Origin of the sequence: Simplicispira suum (genome assembly GCF_003008595.1) — a bacterium.
GTDB classification, from domain to species: Bacteria; Pseudomonadota; Gammaproteobacteria; order Burkholderiales; family Burkholderiaceae_C; genus Simplicispira; species Simplicispira suum.
Genome location: NZ_CP027669.1, coordinates 32,621 through 50,325, shown reverse-complemented (window position 1 = coordinate 50,325; position 17,705 = coordinate 32,621). Strand labels below are relative to the sequence as shown.

The 17,705-nt window shown below is 63.2% G+C and carries 19 protein-coding genes; 6 read left to right on the top strand and 13 right to left on the bottom strand.

Annotation, left to right across the window (positions count from 1 at the left end; genetic code table 11):
- Positions 1–38: 38 nt before the first annotated feature.
- From sufT to C6571_RS00220, 7 genes are all read right to left on the bottom strand, one after another.
- Positions 39–584, bottom strand: coding sequence for a putative Fe-S cluster assembly protein SufT (gene sufT, locus C6571_RS00250; RefSeq protein WP_106444865.1), 546 nt, complete (start codon positions 582–584; stop codon positions 39–41).
- Positions 584–1,060, bottom strand: coding sequence for a Fe-S cluster assembly sulfur transfer protein SufU (gene sufU, locus C6571_RS00245; protein ID WP_106444863.1), 477 nt, complete (start codon positions 1,058–1,060; stop codon positions 584–586). Before sufU ends, sufT begins: the two co-directional genes overlap by 1 nt.
- Positions 1,057–2,346: an aminotransferase class V-fold PLP-dependent enzyme gene (locus tag C6571_RS00240; protein ID WP_106444861.1), complete on the bottom strand. Its 1,290-nt coding sequence runs from the start codon at positions 2,344–2,346 to the stop codon at positions 1,057–1,059. The genes sufU and C6571_RS00240 overlap by 4 nt, the downstream gene beginning before the upstream one ends.
- Complete coding sequence (locus tag C6571_RS00235; protein WP_245901336.1) at positions 2,339–3,550, bottom strand: SufD family Fe-S cluster assembly protein; 1,212 nt, start codon at positions 3,548–3,550, stop codon at positions 2,339–2,341. The genes C6571_RS00240 and C6571_RS00235 overlap by 8 nt, the downstream gene beginning before the upstream one ends.
- 4 nt (positions 3,551–3,554) lie before the next feature.
- Entirely contained in the window at positions 3,555–4,328 is a 774-nt protein-coding gene (gene sufC, locus C6571_RS00230; RefSeq protein ID WP_106444859.1) for a Fe-S cluster assembly ATPase SufC, read from the bottom strand.
- Positions 4,329–4,358: 30 nt separating this feature from the next.
- On the bottom strand, positions 4,359–5,813 hold the full coding sequence (gene sufB, locus C6571_RS00225; protein ID WP_106444857.1) for a Fe-S cluster assembly protein SufB: 1,455 nt from the start codon (positions 5,811–5,813) through the stop codon (positions 4,359–4,361).
- Between the two features lie 142 nt (positions 5,814–5,955).
- Positions 5,956–7,182: a GNAT family N-acetyltransferase gene (locus C6571_RS00220; RefSeq protein ID WP_106444855.1), complete on the bottom strand. Its 1,227-nt coding sequence runs from the start codon at positions 7,180–7,182 to the stop codon at positions 5,956–5,958.
- A gap of 77 nt (positions 7,183–7,259) precedes the next feature.
- On the opposite strand from C6571_RS00220, the gene C6571_RS00215 reads away from it, so the two are divergent.
- Positions 7,260–8,915, top strand: a complete 1,656-nt coding sequence (locus tag C6571_RS00215) for an NAD+ synthase (RefSeq protein ID WP_106444853.1) — start codon at positions 7,260–7,262, stop codon at positions 8,913–8,915.
- Positions 8,916–8,944: 29 nt separating this feature from the next.
- Positions 8,945–9,283 (top strand): P-II family nitrogen regulator, encoded by a 339-nt coding sequence (locus C6571_RS00210; protein ID WP_106444851.1) that lies wholly within the window; start codon positions 8,945–8,947, stop codon positions 9,281–9,283.
- 14 nt (positions 9,284–9,297) lie between these two features.
- On the opposite strand, the gene C6571_RS00205 is transcribed toward C6571_RS00210, so the two are convergent.
- The 6 genes from C6571_RS00205 to C6571_RS00180 all read right to left on the bottom strand — a co-directional run bounded on the left by C6571_RS00205 (position 9,298) and on the right by C6571_RS00180 (position 12,751).
- The gene (locus C6571_RS00205; protein WP_106444849.1) at positions 9,298–9,894 is read right to left on the bottom strand and encodes an LOG family protein; all 597 of its coding nucleotides are present in this window, start codon (positions 9,892–9,894) and stop codon (positions 9,298–9,300) included.
- Positions 9,887–10,297 (bottom strand): diacylglycerol kinase, encoded by a 411-nt coding sequence (locus C6571_RS00200; protein ID WP_106444848.1) that lies wholly within the window; start codon positions 10,295–10,297, stop codon positions 9,887–9,889. Before C6571_RS00200 ends, C6571_RS00205 begins: the two co-directional genes overlap by 8 nt.
- A gap of 40 nt (positions 10,298–10,337) precedes the next feature.
- Positions 10,338–10,793, bottom strand: a complete 456-nt coding sequence (locus tag C6571_RS00195) for an RDD family protein (RefSeq protein ID WP_106447935.1) — start codon at positions 10,791–10,793, stop codon at positions 10,338–10,340.
- Positions 10,794–10,879: 86 nt separating this feature from the next.
- Positions 10,880–11,707: a DUF3106 domain-containing protein gene (locus C6571_RS00190; protein ID WP_106444846.1), complete on the bottom strand. Its 828-nt coding sequence runs from the start codon at positions 11,705–11,707 to the stop codon at positions 10,880–10,882.
- Positions 11,708–11,735: 28 nt separating this feature from the next.
- Positions 11,736–12,185 carry a DUF3619 family protein gene (locus C6571_RS00185; protein WP_106444844.1) on the bottom strand — a complete coding sequence of 150 codons (450 nt, stop codon included), beginning with the start codon at positions 12,183–12,185 and terminating at the stop codon, positions 11,736–11,738.
- Complete coding sequence (locus C6571_RS00180) at positions 12,182–12,751, bottom strand: RNA polymerase sigma factor (RefSeq protein ID WP_106444842.1); 570 nt, start codon at positions 12,749–12,751, stop codon at positions 12,182–12,184. Before C6571_RS00180 ends, C6571_RS00185 begins: the two co-directional genes overlap by 4 nt.
- 275 nt (positions 12,752–13,026) lie before the next feature.
- Here C6571_RS00180 and C6571_RS00175 point away from each other — a divergent pair, with 275 nt between their 5' ends.
- From C6571_RS00175 to pssA, 4 genes are all read left to right on the top strand, one after another.
- Positions 13,027–14,814 (top strand): acetolactate synthase 3 catalytic subunit, encoded by a 1,788-nt coding sequence (locus C6571_RS00175; protein ID WP_106444840.1) that lies wholly within the window; start codon positions 13,027–13,029, stop codon positions 14,812–14,814.
- Positions 14,815–14,947: 133 nt separating this feature from the next.
- Entirely contained in the window at positions 14,948–15,439 is a 492-nt protein-coding gene (gene ilvN / locus C6571_RS00170) for an acetolactate synthase small subunit (protein WP_106444838.1), read from the top strand.
- 135 nt (positions 15,440–15,574) lie between these two features.
- Positions 15,575–16,591, top strand: a complete 1,017-nt coding sequence (gene ilvC, locus C6571_RS00165; RefSeq protein ID WP_106444836.1) for a ketol-acid reductoisomerase — start codon at positions 15,575–15,577, stop codon at positions 16,589–16,591.
- Between the two features lie 162 nt (positions 16,592–16,753).
- Positions 16,754–17,587, top strand: coding sequence for a CDP-diacylglycerol--serine O-phosphatidyltransferase (gene pssA / locus C6571_RS00160; RefSeq protein WP_106444834.1), 834 nt, complete (start codon positions 16,754–16,756; stop codon positions 17,585–17,587).
- Positions 17,588–17,705 lie beyond the last annotated feature (118 nt).

Sequence of the window (17,705 nt, the reverse complement as noted above, 5' to 3'; positions counted from 1 at the left end):
AGGCGCCCACGAGGCGCCTTTTTGTTGGGTGCGGTGATTTACATGCCGAGGGCCAGCATGGCTGACTCAGACATGCGCGAACGGTCCCATGGCGGGTCGAACACCATGTTCACCGTGATCTCGCCGACGCGTGGAATCGCCAATACCTTGTCGCAAACTTCGTCAGCAATGGCCTCGCCCATGCCGCAGCCGGGTGCGGTGAGGGTCATGTCGATCAGAGCGCGCACATCGCCGCCCTCCATGGGCTCCAGATCACAGCGATACACCAGACCCAAGTCAACGATATTGACCGGAATTTCCGGGTCATAGCAGGTTTTGAGCGTGTTCCAGATGAGCTCGCTGACGTCTTCAACTTCAACATTCTCGGGATGCTCGACTTGGGCTGGCGGCTCCTTGCCAATGGCGTCGGCATCGCTGCCCTTAAGCCGCACCAACTGGCCATCTACCACCAAGGTGAAATTGGAGCCCAGGGCCTGGGTCACCTGCGCCCACCCGCCGCCAGGCAAATCCATGGGGGTGCCATCGGGGATGCGCTCGACCGTTACAGGCCGGTTGATCAGCACGTCTTCGCGCATGCGTTTCATCATGATGGGGTTTCTCCTTCCGTCGATACGGGGACGGTGGGCGCGGCTGGGTTGCTGGCAATGGCGTGCATCAGCGCATGCCAGCCCAGCAGTGCGCACTTGATTCGGCTGGGGTAGCGGCTGACGCCGGCCAGGCTGACGAGCTTGCCGAGCGGGGCGGCGTCGGCGCTTTCTTCCCCGGTAAGCACGGCGCGAAAGTGCTGTTGCAGCTTCTGGGCTGCAGCGATCTCCTGGCCTTTGACGGCTTCGCTCATCATCGAGGCGGACGCCATGCAGATGGCGCAGCCCTGGCCGTGAAAACGGATGTCGGCCAGTTTGCCATCGGCAACTGCCAGTTCCACGGACAGGTCGTCTCCGCACGAGGGGTTGGTGCCGCGTGCCTGGTGCGTGGGTGCGGAGAGGTGGCCGAAGTTGCGTGGCGAGCGTTTGTGCTCCAGCACCAGCTCCTGGTACAGGTCGGTTTCGGCGCTGCTCATCGCAACAACTCCAGGGCCTTGGCGACGCCTGCGACCAGGCGCTCGACTTCTTCCGGCGTGTTGTAGAGGGCAAACGAGGCGCGCGTCGTCGGCCCGCAGCCCAGGTGCTCCAGCAGGGGCTGGGCGCAGTGCAGACCCGTGCGCACGGCGATGCCCTGGCCGTCGAGCAGGGTGCCGACATCGTGCGGGTGCGCGCCGTCGGTAACGAAGGAGACGATGGCGGTATCCAGCGTGTCGGCCGACAGAACGCGCAGGCCGGGCAGGGCCGAGAGGCCTTGCACGGCTTGGGCGCGCAGGGCGTGCAAATGCTGGTCAATCGCATCCCGGCCCACGGCGTCAATGAATTTCGCCGCGGCCGCCATGCCGATGGCACCGCCGACATTGGGCGTGCCGGCTTCCAGTCGGGCCGGGAGCGCGGCGTAGCTGGCGTCGGTGAAGCTCACCCATTCCACCATGTCGCCGCCGACGCGAAACGGCGCCAGCAGTTCAAGGGCTTCGCGCCTGCCCACCAGCGCGCCAGTGCCCATGGGGCCATACATCTTGTGGCCGGAGAAGACGAGGAAATCGCAGGGCAGGGTAGAGATGTCGGGCACGGCGTGCGCCGCCACCTGGGCAGCGTCCAGCACGGTCAGGGCGCCGGCTTGATGCGCCATGGCCAAGAGTTCGGCAAAGGGCGGGCGTTCTCCGGTGGCGTTGGCGCAGGCGGTCACGGCGAACACGCGGGTGCGCGGTGTCAGCAGGCGAGCCAGGTCCTCGGCGCGCAGATGGCCTTGGGCGTCGGGCAAGAGGATGCGCAGCAGCGCGCCACTCTCGCGCGCGGCGCGCTGCCAGGGCAGCAGGTTGGCGTGGTGTTCCAGGCCGCTGACGATGATTTCGTCGCCCGGCTGCAAAGGCTTGCTGCCGCCGGCGTGTGCCGACAGGCCATGCGCCACGAGGTTGAGCGACTCGGTGGTGCCCGAGGTGAACACCAGTTCGTGCTCAGATCCTGCACCGACAAAGCGTTTGAGCTGGGCGCGCGCAGCGTCGTAGGCGTCGGTGGCGCGCTGGCTCAGTGCGTGCACGCCGCGGTGGATGTTGGCGCGGTTGTGGCGCTCGAAGTGCTGCAAGGCGTCCAGCACCGGCTGCGGCATCTGCGTGGTGGCGGCGTTGTCCAGATAGGCCAGCGGGTGGCCCTGAATGTGCTGGGAAAGCACCGGAAACAGCGCGCGCAGTCCGGCAACGCCGGACGGGCCGGTGGGAGCTGCGCCGGATGCGCTGAGCCAGCGGGCGGGAAGCATGTCACCCATGGCTTGTCTCCAGCACCTGGCGCAGCACGCCTTGAAGGGCATCGCCCTGGGTCAGGGCATCGAGCGTGGCGGTGTCCGTGAAGCAGCGCGACAGCAGAGCGTTGGCCATGCCTTCGATGATGAGCGAGCGTGCGGCCACCGCGTCCAGTCCGCGCTGGCGTGCGTAGAACAAGGCGTCTTCGGGCAAAGCGCCCCAGGTGGCGCCGTGGGCCGCTTGCACGTTGTCGTGGTAAATCTCCAGGTGCGGGCGCAGGATGAGGCGTGGCTGGCCACCCAGCGGGATGCCCGCGAGCCGCTGGTGCACGTCGGCCTCGTCCGAGCCCGGTGCAATGTGCGTGCTGGCGTTGGCCACCGTGTGCGCCTTGCCGCTGGCCAGTACCAGCGCTTCGCTGTGGCTGGTGGTGTGTGCTGCAGCGTGGCGCATGAAAACCTGCTGCTCGAACTTTGTGTCGGCCGCACAGGTCAGGCCTGCAACATGGGCCGAAGCACCGGCGCCGCTGAGCAGCACGTCGCTGCGCTGCAGGTGGTAGCTGCTGCCGCCGGCGACAAAGGCCTGAACGTAGCGGGCATCCTGGCCGACTTGGGCGTGGACGATGTGTGCGCAGCGGTCGTCCGCGTGCGGTGCCAGGATGCGCAGGTGCTGCAGATTCGCGCCCCGCGCGAGACGCACGTGCAACTGCAGGTTCTGGACCTTGCCGCCAGAGGGGGCTGTGTCGCCCGCCAGATGGAGTTCGCGCAGGACGCAGTGCACTCCTTCGGCGATATCGAGCACCAGCAGGGGCGCCTCCACCTGGCCCGTGGGCTGGTGGCGCAGTTCAAGCTGCGTGGGTTGCTGTGCGGTACCGGCCTCCACCCGCAGACGCAGGCCTGCAGAACACAAGGCGCGGTGCGCCCAGGCAAACGGTGCGGCGTCGCCGTCACCCGGCAAGTCCAGGTCGGCGAACAACTCGGCACGCTGCGCCGTGTCGGTGGCAGATAGCTCGTGCGCGGTGACGCCGCTGGGCGTGCCGCCGGCCAGCGTGGTGAGGGACCAGCCGCTGCTCTCGGTCAATCGGGTTGCGGCAGCATGTTCCAGCCAGTCGGCAGCCGGAGGTGGCGACAGGTGGCGAAACGACTCGTTTTTTTTTCCTATCCAGCCGGTGGCGGCGAGGTGCTCGCGGGCCATGAGCATGGCCTCATGCGCGGTAAAGGGGCGAATGTTCATGGTCTCAAGCCTCTGCCAGCTCGGGGGCCTGGACAAAACCGGTGCGCGCTATGCGCTGCGCCAGGGCGATGTCGCCGCGTTCGGCAATCTGGCCGTTGGCAAGGCGCAGCACCGTATCGGGTTGCAGCGACTCAATCAGCTGCAGGTAGTGCGAGACAACGATGAAGGCCGTGCCTTCGCTGCGCAGGCGCTGCACCAGTTCGACGACGGCGCGCACGCCATCGACGTCCATGCCGGAGTCGATTTCGTCGAGCACCGCCAGGCGCGGGCGCAGCAAGGACAGTTGCAGAAGCTCGTTGCGCTTCCTCTCGCCACCGGAAAAGCCGTCGTTCACCGGACGGCTGAGCATGGTGTCGGGCAGACCAAGCGTCGCCGCGGCGGCCTTGGCGCTGCCGAGAAAGTCGTACGCGTCCTGCGGCTCTTCACCACGGGCTGCGCGTACGGCGTTCATCGCGGTGCGGATGAACAGGTTGTTCTTGACGCCAGGAATCTCGGGCGGCGACTGAAACGACAGAAACAGCCCGGCGCGGGCGCGGTCCTGCGGTTCCATGGCGAGCAGGTCCGCGCCATTCATTCGCGCTGTGCCGTGCGTCACCTGGTAAGCAGGATGGCCAGCCAGCGCCAGGCCCAGCGTGCTCTTGCCGCTGCCGTTGGCGCCCATGAGCACCACGAGTTCGCCGGGGGCCACATCAAGGTTGATCGATTGCAGGATGGTCTTCTCGCCAATGGCAACGCGCAGGGCGTCCAGTTGCAGCAGGGGGGTGGAGGAAGTGGTCATGGGGTGTTTCGATTTTTATGAATGTTGGGCTCAGCCCACCGAGCCTTCGAGCGAGACGGCCAGCAAGGCCTTGGCTTCAAGCGCGAATTCCATCGGCAGCTCTTCGAGCACCGACTGGCAGAAGCCGCCGACGATGAGCGCTGTCGCGTCGTCGGGCGCTATGCCGCGCTGCTGGCAATAGAACAAACGGTCTTGTGAAATGCGCGTGGTGGTGGCTTCGTGCTCCACCACGGCGTCACTGCGGGCGGTGTCGATGTAGGGGAAGGTGTGCGCGCCGCATTTCGGGCCAATCAAGAGCGAATCGCACTGCGTGTGGTTGCGCGCGTTGGCCGCGCCGGGGGAAATGCGCACCAGGCCGCGGTAGCTGTTTTGCGCATTGCCGGCGCTGATGCCCTTGGAGACGATGCGGCTGCTGGTGTTCTTGCCCAGGTGAATCATCTTGGTGCCGGTGTCTGCCTGCTGGAAGTGGTTGGACACCGCAATCGAATGGAACTCGCCGCGCGAATCGTCGCCGCGCAGCACCACGCTGGGGTACTTCCAGGTGATGGCCGAGCCGGTTTCAATCTGCGTCCACGAGATATGCGCGCGCTTGCCGGCGCACAGTCCCCGCTTGGTGACGAAGTTGTAGATGCCGCCCAGGCCGTTTTCGTCGCCGGGGTACCAGTTCTGCACGGTTGAATACTTGATATAGGCGTCGTCGTGCGCCACCAGCTCGACCACTGCGGCGTGCAGCTGGTTCTCGTCGCGCTGCGGCGCCGTGCAGCCTTCCAGGTAGCTCACATGGCTGCCTTCCTCGGCAATGATCAGCGTGCGCTCGAACTGGCCGGTGCCCTTGGCGTTGATGCGGAAGTACGAAGACAGCTCCATCGGGCAGCGCACGCCTTTGGGGATGTAGACGAAGGAGCCGTCGGAAAACACCGCAGAATTGAGCGCGGCGTAGTAGTTGTCACCCACCGGCACCACGCTGCCCATGTAGCGTTCAATCAGCTCCGGGTAATGCTCCACGGCGTGTGAGAACGAGCAAAAGACGACACCGACCTTGTGCAGTTGCTCGCGGAAGGTGGTGCCCACCGAGACCGAATCGAACACCGCATCCACCGCCACACCCGCCAGGCGCGCGCGTTCGTGCAGCGGCACGCCCAATTTTTCGTAGGTCTCCAGCAGTTTGGGGTCTACATCGGCCAGGCTCTTGGGTCCGTCCTTGAGCGATTTGGGCGCCGAGTAGTAACAAAGCGCCTGCAAATCCACCGGCTCCATGTGGACATGCGCCCACTCGGGGGCGGGCATGGTCAGCCAGCGCTCGTAGGCGGCCAGGCGCCACTTGAGCAAGAACTCCGGTTCGCGCTTGCGCAGGGAAATGGCGCGGATCGTGCCTTCGTCGAGGCCTGGCGGCAGCGAGTCGGATTCGATGTCGGTAGTGAAACCGTGCTGATAGGAACGCTCCAGCGCTTGCGCCAGAGGCGCCTCTTGGTCAGACGCGCCCATGGCAGACCTCGGGCGTCGGGGAGCAGAGCAGAGCGGTTGGGGTGGTAACGGGCATCGTGGAAATGGCTGGTTTTATTAGATGTACATGATATGCATCTTTGGACGGGCTGGCAACTGCATGGGACGCACCGCCGCGTTGCAATCAGGGGTTTGGTGCCGGGCGCGTTGCAGTGCGAAAGGGTGTGTGCGCCCGCAGTTCTTCCACATACGCCGCCATGCCGGCATCTTCGCGCTCCAGGAAGCGTTCCACCGCGTCGGCAAAGGCCGGGTGCGCCAGCCAATGGGCGCTGTGCGTGGCCACAGGCATCAGCGCGCGGGCCATTTTGTGCTCACCTTGTGCGCCGCCCTCGAAGGCGCCCAATCCATGCGCAATGCACCAGGCGAGCGGCTGGTAGTAGCAGGCGTCGAAGTGCAGGCTGTCGACGCGCTCCAGCGCTCCCCAGTAGCGTCCGTAGGCTGTTGGCGACGGGAAATTCAATACATTTTGGCCTCCAGCGCTTGATGGGTCTGCGTTGATCGCTATCAAACTGGTAGCTATTGCCTGTCCCCCCCGCTCGGCAATGAACAGCAGCCAGGCGTCCGGCATGTCTTGCGCCATGCGCTCAAAGAAGGTACGGCTGAGGTAGGGCGGGTTGCCGTGCTCCAGATAGGTGCGTTCGTAGCAGCGGTAGAAGAACTCCCAGTCGGCAACTGCAATGTCTGTGCTGCGCGCCCAGCGAAAGCGCACGCCTGCATCCCGCACGCGGCGCTGTTCCTGGCGGATTTTCTTGCGCTTGTCCTGGGTAAGGGCGCCGAGAAAATGCTCGAAATCACGGAATTTTCCACCGTCTGGCGCACGGTTGTTCCAGTGGAATTGCACCGTGGTGCGCTGCATCAGCCCAACATTTCTGCTTGCCGCCATGTCCTCATCGCTGCCAAAAAGCAGGTGCAGGGAAGACAAAGACTGCTCCTTACACCAAGCCACTGCCGCACGAAGGAGGGCCGTGCGCGCAAATTCATCGCGCGCCAGCAGGCGGGTGCCTGGCACCGGGGTGAAGGGCACGGCGATCAGGGCCTTGGGGTAGTAGTGCAGGCCGTGTTCCTGGTAGGCGCGTGCCCAGGCCCAGTCGAATATGTACTCGCCGTAGGAGTGCTCTTTCAGGTACAGCGGGCAGGCGGCAACCAATCGGCCTTCCTGCTCAAGCGTCAGGTAGCGTGCGTGCCAACCAGTCGCAGGCACGGCGCTGTCACTCGTGTGCAGCGCAGCCAGATATTCATGGCGCATAAATGGAGTGACGTGCCCTTGCTGTGCCAGCAACGCGTTCCATTCGGCGGCGTCCAGCGCCAGCGGACTGGTATGTACGCGGGTGATAATCGCTTTTTCAGCCATGCACCGCCCAGGCAACGCGTGCGCATTCCACGGGCGCAGTGACCTGCCAATGGTTTTTGTCCGAACCTCTGGACCCCATGACGCTCTCCATTTGCATAGCGCAACTCAATTTCACGGTGGGTGACCTGCGCGGCAACGCACAGAAAATCATCGATGCAGCGCACGTGGCCCATGCCGGTGGTGCTGTTTTGCTGCTGACCCCCGAACTGGCCTTGTGTGGCTACGCCGCCGAGGATTTGTTCCTGCGGCCGGCGTTTCTCTCGGCCTGTGATGATGCCGTCAAACGCATTGCCGAGGCGACGGCGGGCTTGAAAGACCTCGTCATTGTGCTGGGGCACCCCCAGCGGGCAAGCGGCGCAGGCGCGTTTGCCACCTGTTTCAACGCCGCCAGCGTGCTGCGCGCCGGACAGATCGAGCAGACCTATGCCAAGCGCGAACTCCCCAACTACGAAGTATTTGATGAGCGGCGGTATTTTCGCCCCGGCGCGGCGCCTTGCGTGTTCGAGGTGGCTGGTTTGCGGGTGGGCCTGCTGATTTGCGAGGACGCCTGGCACACCGCCCCGGCGCGCGACGTGGCGGCAGCGGGCGCCCAGCTCATCGCCGTCATCAACGCCTCGCCGTTCCACGGCGGCAAGAGCAGCGCACGCGAGCAGACCATGCGTGCACGGGTGCAGGAAACCGGCCTGCCGCTGGTGTACGCGCACCTGGTGGGCGGGCAGGACGAGGTGGTGTTTGAAGGGCGCTCGTTTGCGCTGGATGCAGACGGTATCGTTGTTGCCCGCGCCCCGGCTTTTGAAGAAAAACTGGTGTTTGCGCAGGTGGAGAAAGCGCAGGCAGCTATCAAAATAAAAGCAGACATCGCGCCGCTGCCAGGCTTGCTGCCCGACTTGTGGCATGCGCTGGTGCTGGGTGTGCGCGACTACATCTCCAAGAACGGCTTCCCAAGCGTGGTGCTGGGGCTCTCGGGCGGAATGGACTCTGCCCTGGTGCTGGCGCTGGCCGTGGATGCGCTCGGCAAAGACCGCGTTCGCACGGTGATGATGCCCTCGCCCTACACGGCAGACATCAGCTGGATTGACGCGCGCGACATGGCGGGGCGCCTGGGCGTGTCGTACGAGGAAATCGACATTCGCCCGGCGTTTGAAGCCTTCAAGGCCTCGCTGGTACCGCAGTTTGCCGGCATGGCCGAGGACACGACGGAAGAGAACCTGCAGGCCCGCATTCGCGGCACGCTGTTGATGGCGCTGTCCAACAAGTTCGCCAGCATCGTGCTGACCACGGGCAACAAGAGCGAATTGGCCACGGGTTACTGCACGCTCTACGGCGACATGGCGGGCGGTTTCGCGCCCATCAAGGATGTCCCCAAGACACAGGTTTTTGCCCTGGCGCGCTGGCGCAACGACAACGATCCGTTTGGCACCGGCGCCAACCCCATTCCCGAGCGAATCATCACGCGCCCGCCGAGTGCTGAACTGCGCCCCAACCAGACCGACCAGGACAGCTTGCCGCCCTACGAGGTACTGGACGCCATCATCGCGCGCTACATGGAAAATGACGAGGCGATCGAATCCATCATTGCAGCCGGCTTCGAGCGCGCCGATGTCGAGCGCGTGACGCGCCTCATCAAGATCAACGAATACAAACGCCGCCAGGCGCCCGTGGGCATCCGCGTGACGCGGCGCAGCTTTGGCAAGGACTGGCGCTACCCGATCACCAACCAGTTCCGCGCCTGACAAGATTTTTTAAAAACAGGAGTCTCCCCATGAAAATGATCACCGCCGTCATCAAGCCCTTCAAGCTCGAAGAAGTGCGCGAAGCGCTGGCCGAATGCGGCGTTACCGGCCTGACGGTCACCGAGGTCAAGGGCTTTGGTCGCCAGAAGGGCCATACCGAGCTGTACCGCGGAGCCGAGTACGTGGTGGACTTCCTGCCCAAGGTGAAGATCGAAGTGGTGGTGCGCACCGAAGACCTGGAGCGCTGCGTCGACGCCATCGTGCAGGTGGCGCGCACGGGGAAGATTGGCGACGGCAAGATCTTCGTTACTGCAGTAGAGCGTGTGGTGCGTATCCGCACCGGAGATCTGGACGACGCGGCGGTGTAGCCAACCCAGGGGGGTCAAATCCTGGCCCGCAGCGCCCCATCTTGCGGGGCGTTGCGCAGCCCCGATTGCACCAACTGCTCCAGCAGGCTCGCCGGCTCCGTGCCAATGCGCACCAGGTCCATTTGCCACGAGCCCATGAAACCCGCCTGAACACTGCCTGCCAGAAATGCCAGCAGGGGTTGGTAATAATCGGCCACGTCGAGCAGGCCAATCGGCTTGTCATGGTAGCCGAGCTGGCTCCAGGTCCAGACTTCAAACAGTTCTTCAAACGTGCCGATGCCGCCCGGCAGCGCCAGGAAGGCGTCGCTGCGCTCGGCCATCAATGCCTTGCGCTCGTGCATGGTCTGCACGATGTGCAACTCGTCGCAGGCGCGGTTGGCATGTTCCTTGTCCACCAGCGACTGGGGAATCACGCCCACCACGCGCCCGCCGGCCTGCGCCGTCGCCTGCGCCACGGTGCCCATCAAGCCGCTGCGGCCACCGCCATAGACGAGTTGACCCCCCTGCGCACCAATCCAGCTGCCCACCGCCTGCGCGGCCTCGGCAAACAGCGGGTTCTCGCCGGGCCGCGAACCGCAGTACACACACACCGAAAAACGTGGCTCAGCCATGAACAATCCTTTGGTAAATGGCGGCGCCCCAGATGCCCATGCACAGCAGCAGGCTGAGCAGTACGGCGGCGCTGCCCATGTCTTTCGCCCGGCCCGAGAGCGCATGCCATTCAGGGCCAATACGGTCGATGGCCGCCTCAATACCTGTGTTGAGCAATTCAACAATCATCAGCAGTACGACTGAACCGGCCAGCAGTGCGACCTCAACCCAGCTGCGCCCCAACCAGAATGCGGCGGGCACCAGCACCAGCGCGGCAAGGACTTCCTGGCGAAATGCAGTTTCCCCCCAGGCGGCGCGCAGCCCAAGCAGGGAATAGCGGGTGGCGTGCAGCATGCGGCTGGCGCCGCGCCGCTCTTTTTGTGGATTGGCGTATTGGGCCTTGGATCCGGGCATATCTGACATGGGCGCATTGTCGCGCGCCTCGAAAGAGCTCACCGCGTGCTTATTGGGCCCGCGGCTGGCTGTTGACGAGGCGCGTGCCGGCCAGGGCGTCGTGCCAGAACTGGCGCTGGGGGTGCAGGCGACTGGCGAGCGCCCAGAAAACAACCCAGCCCACCAGAATCACCACGATCTCGCTGGCAGGAAGTCCGAACGGCGCGAGCACCACCAGAGGCGGCAAAAACCACAGCCAGGCGAGCACGTAGCGGCCCAGTGCGCGAAGCTGCGTCAGCGGTTGTCCGGCGCTGTCTACCACGCGGATATGCCAGGTTTTCATGGCCAGCGTCTGGCCCTTGGCCCAGAACCAGACGAAATAGATGCCGAACACCACAAAGAGAAAGGCCTGCAGCGGGTGCCGGTTGTCCAGTGCATTGCGGGTCTGGCTCAAGGTGCCAAACAGGTAGCCGGCAATGAAGACGACGCCGAACATCAGAATGCCTTCGTAGAGCCAGCACGCCATGCGGCGCGAGAGCGCCGGGGCCACAAGGGAGTCGCCCGGTGAGCGTAGCGAAGCGGAGGAGGGCGTGGGCGTCGGGTTCAAGGCGTTCAATTGATGTAGGGATCAGGCAGCGGGTCTGAGGGGCGCGGAGTTTCGTCGGCGCTGGACTCGCTCGGGACCTCTGTGCCTGCCGCCTGTGAGCTGCTGGACGCGGGTGGCGAGGGAGGCAGTGCGCTGGGTTCAAGCGCGGGCACCACGCGGACCGCAGACGCGGACGGGAACACGATTTTTGGAGGATTGGCCGATTGTGCCCGTGCATCCGGAGCAGCAGGCACATGGGCCAGGCGTTTGGAGGGCACCGGCTTGAGCGCTGTGGCAGCACCGCGCGGTTTCGCGGCATGCGCTGCCAGGCGTTGCTTCTCAGCTTCACTCAGTGCCTGGTAGGCTTCCCATTGCGATTGGATATTTTCCGGCGCCAGAGCGCGTGTGACGGCGAAATTCAGTCGGGCCTGGCTGCGTTGCTGGGCGCTCAAGCTGGCCCAGGCCGTCATGCGCTCATGCAGGCGCACCTGTTCGGGCTCAGACAGTGAGCCAAAATTCTCCGCCAACACCAGCCAGCGGCGCTTTTGTGCTTCGCTCAGGTAAGCCCAGCGTTCGGCAAGTGGATAGAGCGCGAGCTTTTGCGGTGTGGTCATCAGTTCCCAACCTGGCCCCAATGAGCGCGGCGGCTTGCGTGGGCCCGCAGTCAGCGTCTCTGCGCTGCGTTCGCCTGCAGACTCCAGCGCTTGCGCGGGGATGGCTGTGCCGGGTGCCATCGGAACAACATTGAGAATTGCCAGGCCGCCCGCACCGAACACCACCAACAAAACCAACGCCAGCACAAGGGCTGGCGTGGTCCGGGGCGAGCGAGGAACGGACGCGGTGGGTGGATGCATGCACAAAAATTGTTAAAACGCAGCCGGTTCAGTGGCTTTCCTCTGCGCGCGCCTTGAGGAACTGCACAAAGCCAGGATCGGCATAGGCGGCAGGGGGCAGATCGCTGGCGAGCAGCGCGGCATCGACTTCGGCAATTTCCATGACACCGGTCTCATCCTGGGCCGCACCGATGACCATGATGCCCGCAACCAGGGCCAGCATGGGCACCGCTGCCAGCAGCGAGTGCCACCAACTGCCCGAACCGCCGCCCGAACTACCGCCCCATGCCAAACTGGCCCCAAGCCGCGTGAGCACCGGCACCGGTTTGCGCACCGACATCGGTTTTCTGCGATGGGCGAGCGCTTGCACGCGTCCGGCGCGCAGGCGCTCGACGACGTGGTAGTCCAAATGGCCAGTTGCTTCGTCGAGCTGGGCAGTGATGCGCTGCGCAAAGCCTTCCATGGCCCGTTCGGCGCTGCTCTGGGGAAGATTGTTCATAGTTCGATTCCTTTGGCCTTGAGTGCCTTGCCGAGGGTCTGGACCGCTCGAAAGCAGTGGGTTTTTACGCTGCCCTCCGAGCAGCCCATGGCAGCTGCAGTTTCTGCCACGTCCATCTCTTCCCAGTAACGCATCAAGAACGCTTCTCGTTGACGCGGCGGCAAACGCGCAACCTCGTCTTCAATTTGGTGAAAGGTCTGCGCGCGCCGCGCCAGATCTTCTGTACTTTGGGCATGCTCACCGTTGCTGGCAAACGACAGTGCTTCCAAGGCATCAAATTCTGCCCCATCGTCGCCCGTCGCAACGAATTCGCCCATCGAAGAGAACAGCGCCCGGTGGGTTTTTTGGCGGCGAAACCAGTCCAAGGTGCAGTTGCTCAGAATGCGCTGGTACAGCATTGGCAGCTCGCCGGGAGGCTTGTCGCCATAGTGTTGCGCCAGCTTCATCATGCTGTCCTGCACGATGTCGAGAGCGGATTCCTCATTGCGTACGTGGTAGTACGAGCGTTTAAAGGCCCGTTTTTCGACGCTTTTGAGGAAATCAGACAGTTCTTTTTCGGTGGCCAAGAGGGGGACAACGCCGTGGATACAGAGGCCGCGCACCCATTGCAGAGGCGCCGCCGCGCGAATTATTGCATCGCCGCGATTTTTTCGATGCTATGCACACAGTCTGTTTGTTGCAGTGCGATAATCTCAGGCTGCATCATCAAGGCAAACGGGTCAAGGTCCGGCGTGGCAATCATCCCGCCTATGGCCTTGGTCTCAAGTTTCGAGCGGGCTTCACAAGGGCCTTGCAAGAAGCACCCAAGGTTTTTCGTTAGAGAAAATCACAAAGGTTCATCATGGAAATCTCATCAGCCGAACTCGCATCGGCAGCTGCCGCTCAAAAGCAGGGCGCTGCGCCCGCTCCCCAGGAACTCATGGGGGCCGAAATCCTCGTCAAGGCCTTGCAGGCCGAAGGCGTCAAGTACATCTGGGGCTACCCCGGCGGTGCTGTTCTCTACATCTACGACGCGCTGTACAAGCAAGACACCATGCAGCATGTGCTGGTGCGCCACGAGCAGGCGGCTGTCCACGCGGCAGACGGTTATGCCCGCGCCACAGGCGATGTGGGCGTGGCGCTGGTCACTTCGGGCCCTGGCGTGACCAATGCCGTCACCGGGATTGCCACGGCCTACATGGACAGCATCCCGATGGTGATCATCACCGGTCAGGTGCCCACGGCCGCGATCGGCCTGGACGCCTTCCAGGAATGCGACACCGTTGGCATCACGCGCCCCATCGTCAAGCACAACTTCCTGGTCAAGGATCCGCGCGATCTGGCAATCACCTTGAAAAAGGCTTTCCACATTGCCCGCTCGGGCCGTCCAGGGCCCGTGGTGGTCGATATACCCAAGGATGTATCGTTCAAGAAGGCTGCCTACGAGGGCTACCCGCAAACGGTGGAAATGCGTTCCTACAACCCAGTGCGTCGCGGCCACGGCGGGCAGATCCGCAAGGCGCTGCAGCTGTTGCTGACCGCCAAACGCCCCTACATCTACACCGGCGGCGGCGTGTTGCTCGGCAACGCCACGAACGAACTGCGCACATTGGTCGACATGCTGGGCTACCCGGTAACGAACACGCTGATGGGCTTGGGCGCCTACCCTGCGAGCGATCGCAAATTCCTGGGCATGCCCGGCATGCACGGCACGGTGCAAGCCAACAATGCCATGCAAAACTGCGACGTGCTGCTGGCTGTGGGTGCGCGTTTTGACGACCGCGTCATTGGTAACCCCAAACACTTCGCGCAGAACGAACGCAAGATCATCCACGTCGACATTGACCCGTCGAGCATTTCCAAGCGCGTCAAGGTCGATATCCCCATCGTCGGCGATGTCAAGGACGTGCTGACCGAGCTGATCTCCATGATCCGCGAAACCACGACCCGCGCCGACGCTGGAGCCTTGGCGGCGTGGTGGGACACCATCGAAGGCTGGCGCAGCCGCGACTGCCTCAAGTACAGCATGGGTAGCTCGGACGTCATCAAGCCCCAGTATGTGGTCGAGACGCTCTGGAACATGACCAAGGACGCAGACACCTACATCACGTCCGACGTCGGCCAGCACCAGATGTGGGCGGCGCAGTACTACCGCTTCGACGAGCCGCGCCGCTGGATCAACTCCGGGGGGCTCGGCACCATGGGCGTGGGCATTCCCTATGCCATGGGCATCAAGCTGGCCAAGCCGCAAAGCGAGGTATTCTGTATCACCGGCGAAGGCTCGGTGCAGATGAACATCCAGGAGCTCTCCACCTGCCTGCAGTACAACACCCCGATCAAGGTGGTGTCGCTGAACAACCGGTACCTGGGCATGGTGCGCCAGTGGCAGGAGATCGAATACTCCGGCCGCTACAGCCACAGCTACATGGACGCACTGCCCAATTTCGTCAAGCTCGCCGAGGCCTTTGGCCACGTCGGTATGCTGATCGAGCGCCCGCAAGACGTGGAGCCGGCGCTGCGCGAAGCCCGCAAGCTCAAGGACCGTACGGTGTTCATGGACTTCCGCACCGACCCGACCGAGAACGTGTTCCCCATGGTCCAGGCCGGCAAGGGCATCACTGAAATGCTGCTCGGCTCCGAGGATTTATAAGAAAATTGGCTTCCAGCGCTTGCTGTATAAGCCTTAGCAGCTATCATCTCGATAGTATTTTGACGAATCTATTGCCTGCCAAGGTGCGCGCTTACCGGCGCGCGCGGAGGGCAGCAAAAAGAGGAATCCTTTCATGAAACACATCATTGCCGTCCTGCTGGAAAACGAGCCCGGCGCCCTGTCGCGCGTGGTGGGCCTGTTCTCGGCCCGGGGCTACAACATCGAATCGCTGACCGTCGCGCCCACCGAGGACGCATCGCTCTCCCGCATGACCATCCAGACCACGGGTTCGGACGACGTCATTGAGCAGATCACCAAGCACCTCAACCGCCTGATCGAGGTCGTGAAGGTGGTCGACCTGACCGAAGGCGCCTACACCGAACGCGAGCTGATGATGGTCAAGGTGCGCGCCGTGGGCAAGGAGCGCGAGGAGATGAAGCGCATGGCCGACATCTTCCGCGGCCGCATCATCGACGTCACCGAGCGCAGCTACACGCTGGAGCTCACCGGCGACCAGGCCAAGAACGACGCCTTCCTGCAAGCCATCGACCGCACCGCCATCCTGGAGACGGTGCGCACAGGTGCCAGCGGCATTGGCCGGGGCGAACGCGTGCTGCGCGTCTGAGTTTTCCGATCCCTCTACCCAAGGCTCAGCCCCGTCGGCCCGTTCGGGCTGAGCCTGTCGAAGCCCTTCGGGGCGGACGAGCCCTTCGACAGGCTCAGGAAGAACGGCCAAACCCCTTATTTACGGAGAGAAGAGATGAAAGTTTTTTACGACAAGGACTGTGACCTGAGCCTCATCAAGGGCAAGACCGTGGCCATCATCGGCTACGGCAGCCAGGGCCACGCGCACGCGCAAAACCTGAACGAGAGCGGCGTCAAGGTGGTGGTCGGCCTGCGCAAGGGCGGCGCCTCATGGTCCAAGGTCGAGAAGGCCGGCTTGAACGTCATGGAAGTGAATGAGGCCGTCAAGGCAGCCGATGTGGTCATGCTGCTGTTGCCCGATGAGGACATTGCTGCGGTTTACACCAACAACGTCGCACCCAATATCAAGCAGGGCGCTTCGCTCGCCTTTGCCCACGGCTTCAACGTGCACTACAACCAGGTTGTGCCGCGCGCCGATCTCGATGTGTGGATGGTCGCGCCCAAGGCTCCCGGCCATACCGTGCGCAACACCTACACCCAGGGCGGCGGTGTGCCGCACCTGGTGGCGGTGCACCAGGACAAGAGCGGAAAGGCGCGTGACCTGGCACTGTCGTATGCCATGGCCAACGGTGGCGGCAAGGCCGGCATCATCGAGACCAACTTCAAGGAAGAAACCGAGACCGATCTGTTCGGCGAGCAGGCCGTGCTCTGCGGCGGCGCGGTCGAGCTGATCAAGATGGGTTACGAAACCCTGGTCGAAGCTGGCTACGCTCCTGAAATGGCGTATTTCGAATGCCTGCATGAGCTCAAACTCATCGTCGATCTGATCTACGAAGGCGGCATCGCCAACATGAACTACTCGATCTCGAACAACGCCGAGTTTGGCGAGTACGTGACCGGCCCCGAAGTCATCAACGAGCAGTCGCGCGCGGCGATGCGCAATGCCTTGAAGCGCATCCAGAACGGCGACTACGCCAAGATGTTCATTCTGGAAGGCCGCACCGGCTACCCTGGCATGACGGCCCGCCGCCGCAACACCGCCGATCACTCGATCGAAAAGGTCGGCACCCAGCTGCGCGCCATGATGCCCTGGATCGCCAAGAACAAGCTCGTCGACCAGACGCGCAACTGATCGCCCAGCCGTGCGCTGAGCCATGCAAAGGCCACTTCGGTGGCCTTTGCCGTTGGGGGCAGATTGAAAGCCACGACTACACTGCCGCCTGAGTCCTCGGAGAAAATACTATTAAAAGACTAGCTATATGCGCAATAGAATTAAGCGCGGGAGGCCTTTTTGATGCATGAAACCGACGATGGCGGGACGTCCCATGGGGTGTTCGTGCGCAAGCGGCGCAAGGGCATCTACATACTGCCCAACCTGTTCACGCTCGCCGCGTTGTTCGGAGGCTTCTATGCCATCGTCATGGCCATGAACGGCCATTTCGACCTGGCTGGCATTGGTATTTTTTGTGCCATGGTCCTCGACAGCCTGGACGGCCGCGTGGCACGCATGACGAATACGCAAAGTGCTTTCGGCGAACAAATGGACTCGCTATCGGACATGGTGTCCTTCGGCGCCGCCCCTGCGCTAATCGCCTACGAATGGGCTCTGAAAGATCTTGGCCGCTGGGGCTGGATCGCGGCCTTTGTCTACTGTGCCTGCGCTGCCTTGCGGCTCGCCCGTTTCAACGTCAACACCAGCGTGGTCGACAAGCGGTTCTTTCAGGGACTTCCATCGCCGGCCGCTGCCGCGCTGGTCGCGGGGTTCATCTGGTTGCTGACCGAGTTTGGGGTCGCACGCGACCTGCCGGGATGGCTCAGCTGGACCCAGATCACCTGGATCATGTTTGCCCTCACGCTCTATTCCGGGCTCACCATGGTGACCAATGTGCCGTTCTACAGCTTCAAGGACGTGCACATGAAAAAAAGCGTGCCCTTTGCTGTCATCGTGCTGATTGCCCTGGGCTTGGCCATGATCAGCATACGTCCGTCGCTGGTGCTGTTTTTGGTTTTTGTTTGCTACGGGTTCAGCGGCTATGGCGTATACGCATGGCGCAAGGCGAAAGGCCAGCAAACCAGCGTCATCAGCACGTCTACCGATGAACCCGACGAACGTGGGCTGCACAACTAAAAAACCTGTGCTAGAGTCATCTCCCTCATGACCCAGATTTTGCTAGCCCTACTAAACGTTCCTCACGGGCGGATACGGTAGCGCGCAAGCACAATCCTCACTTCGGCCCGTTCGCACC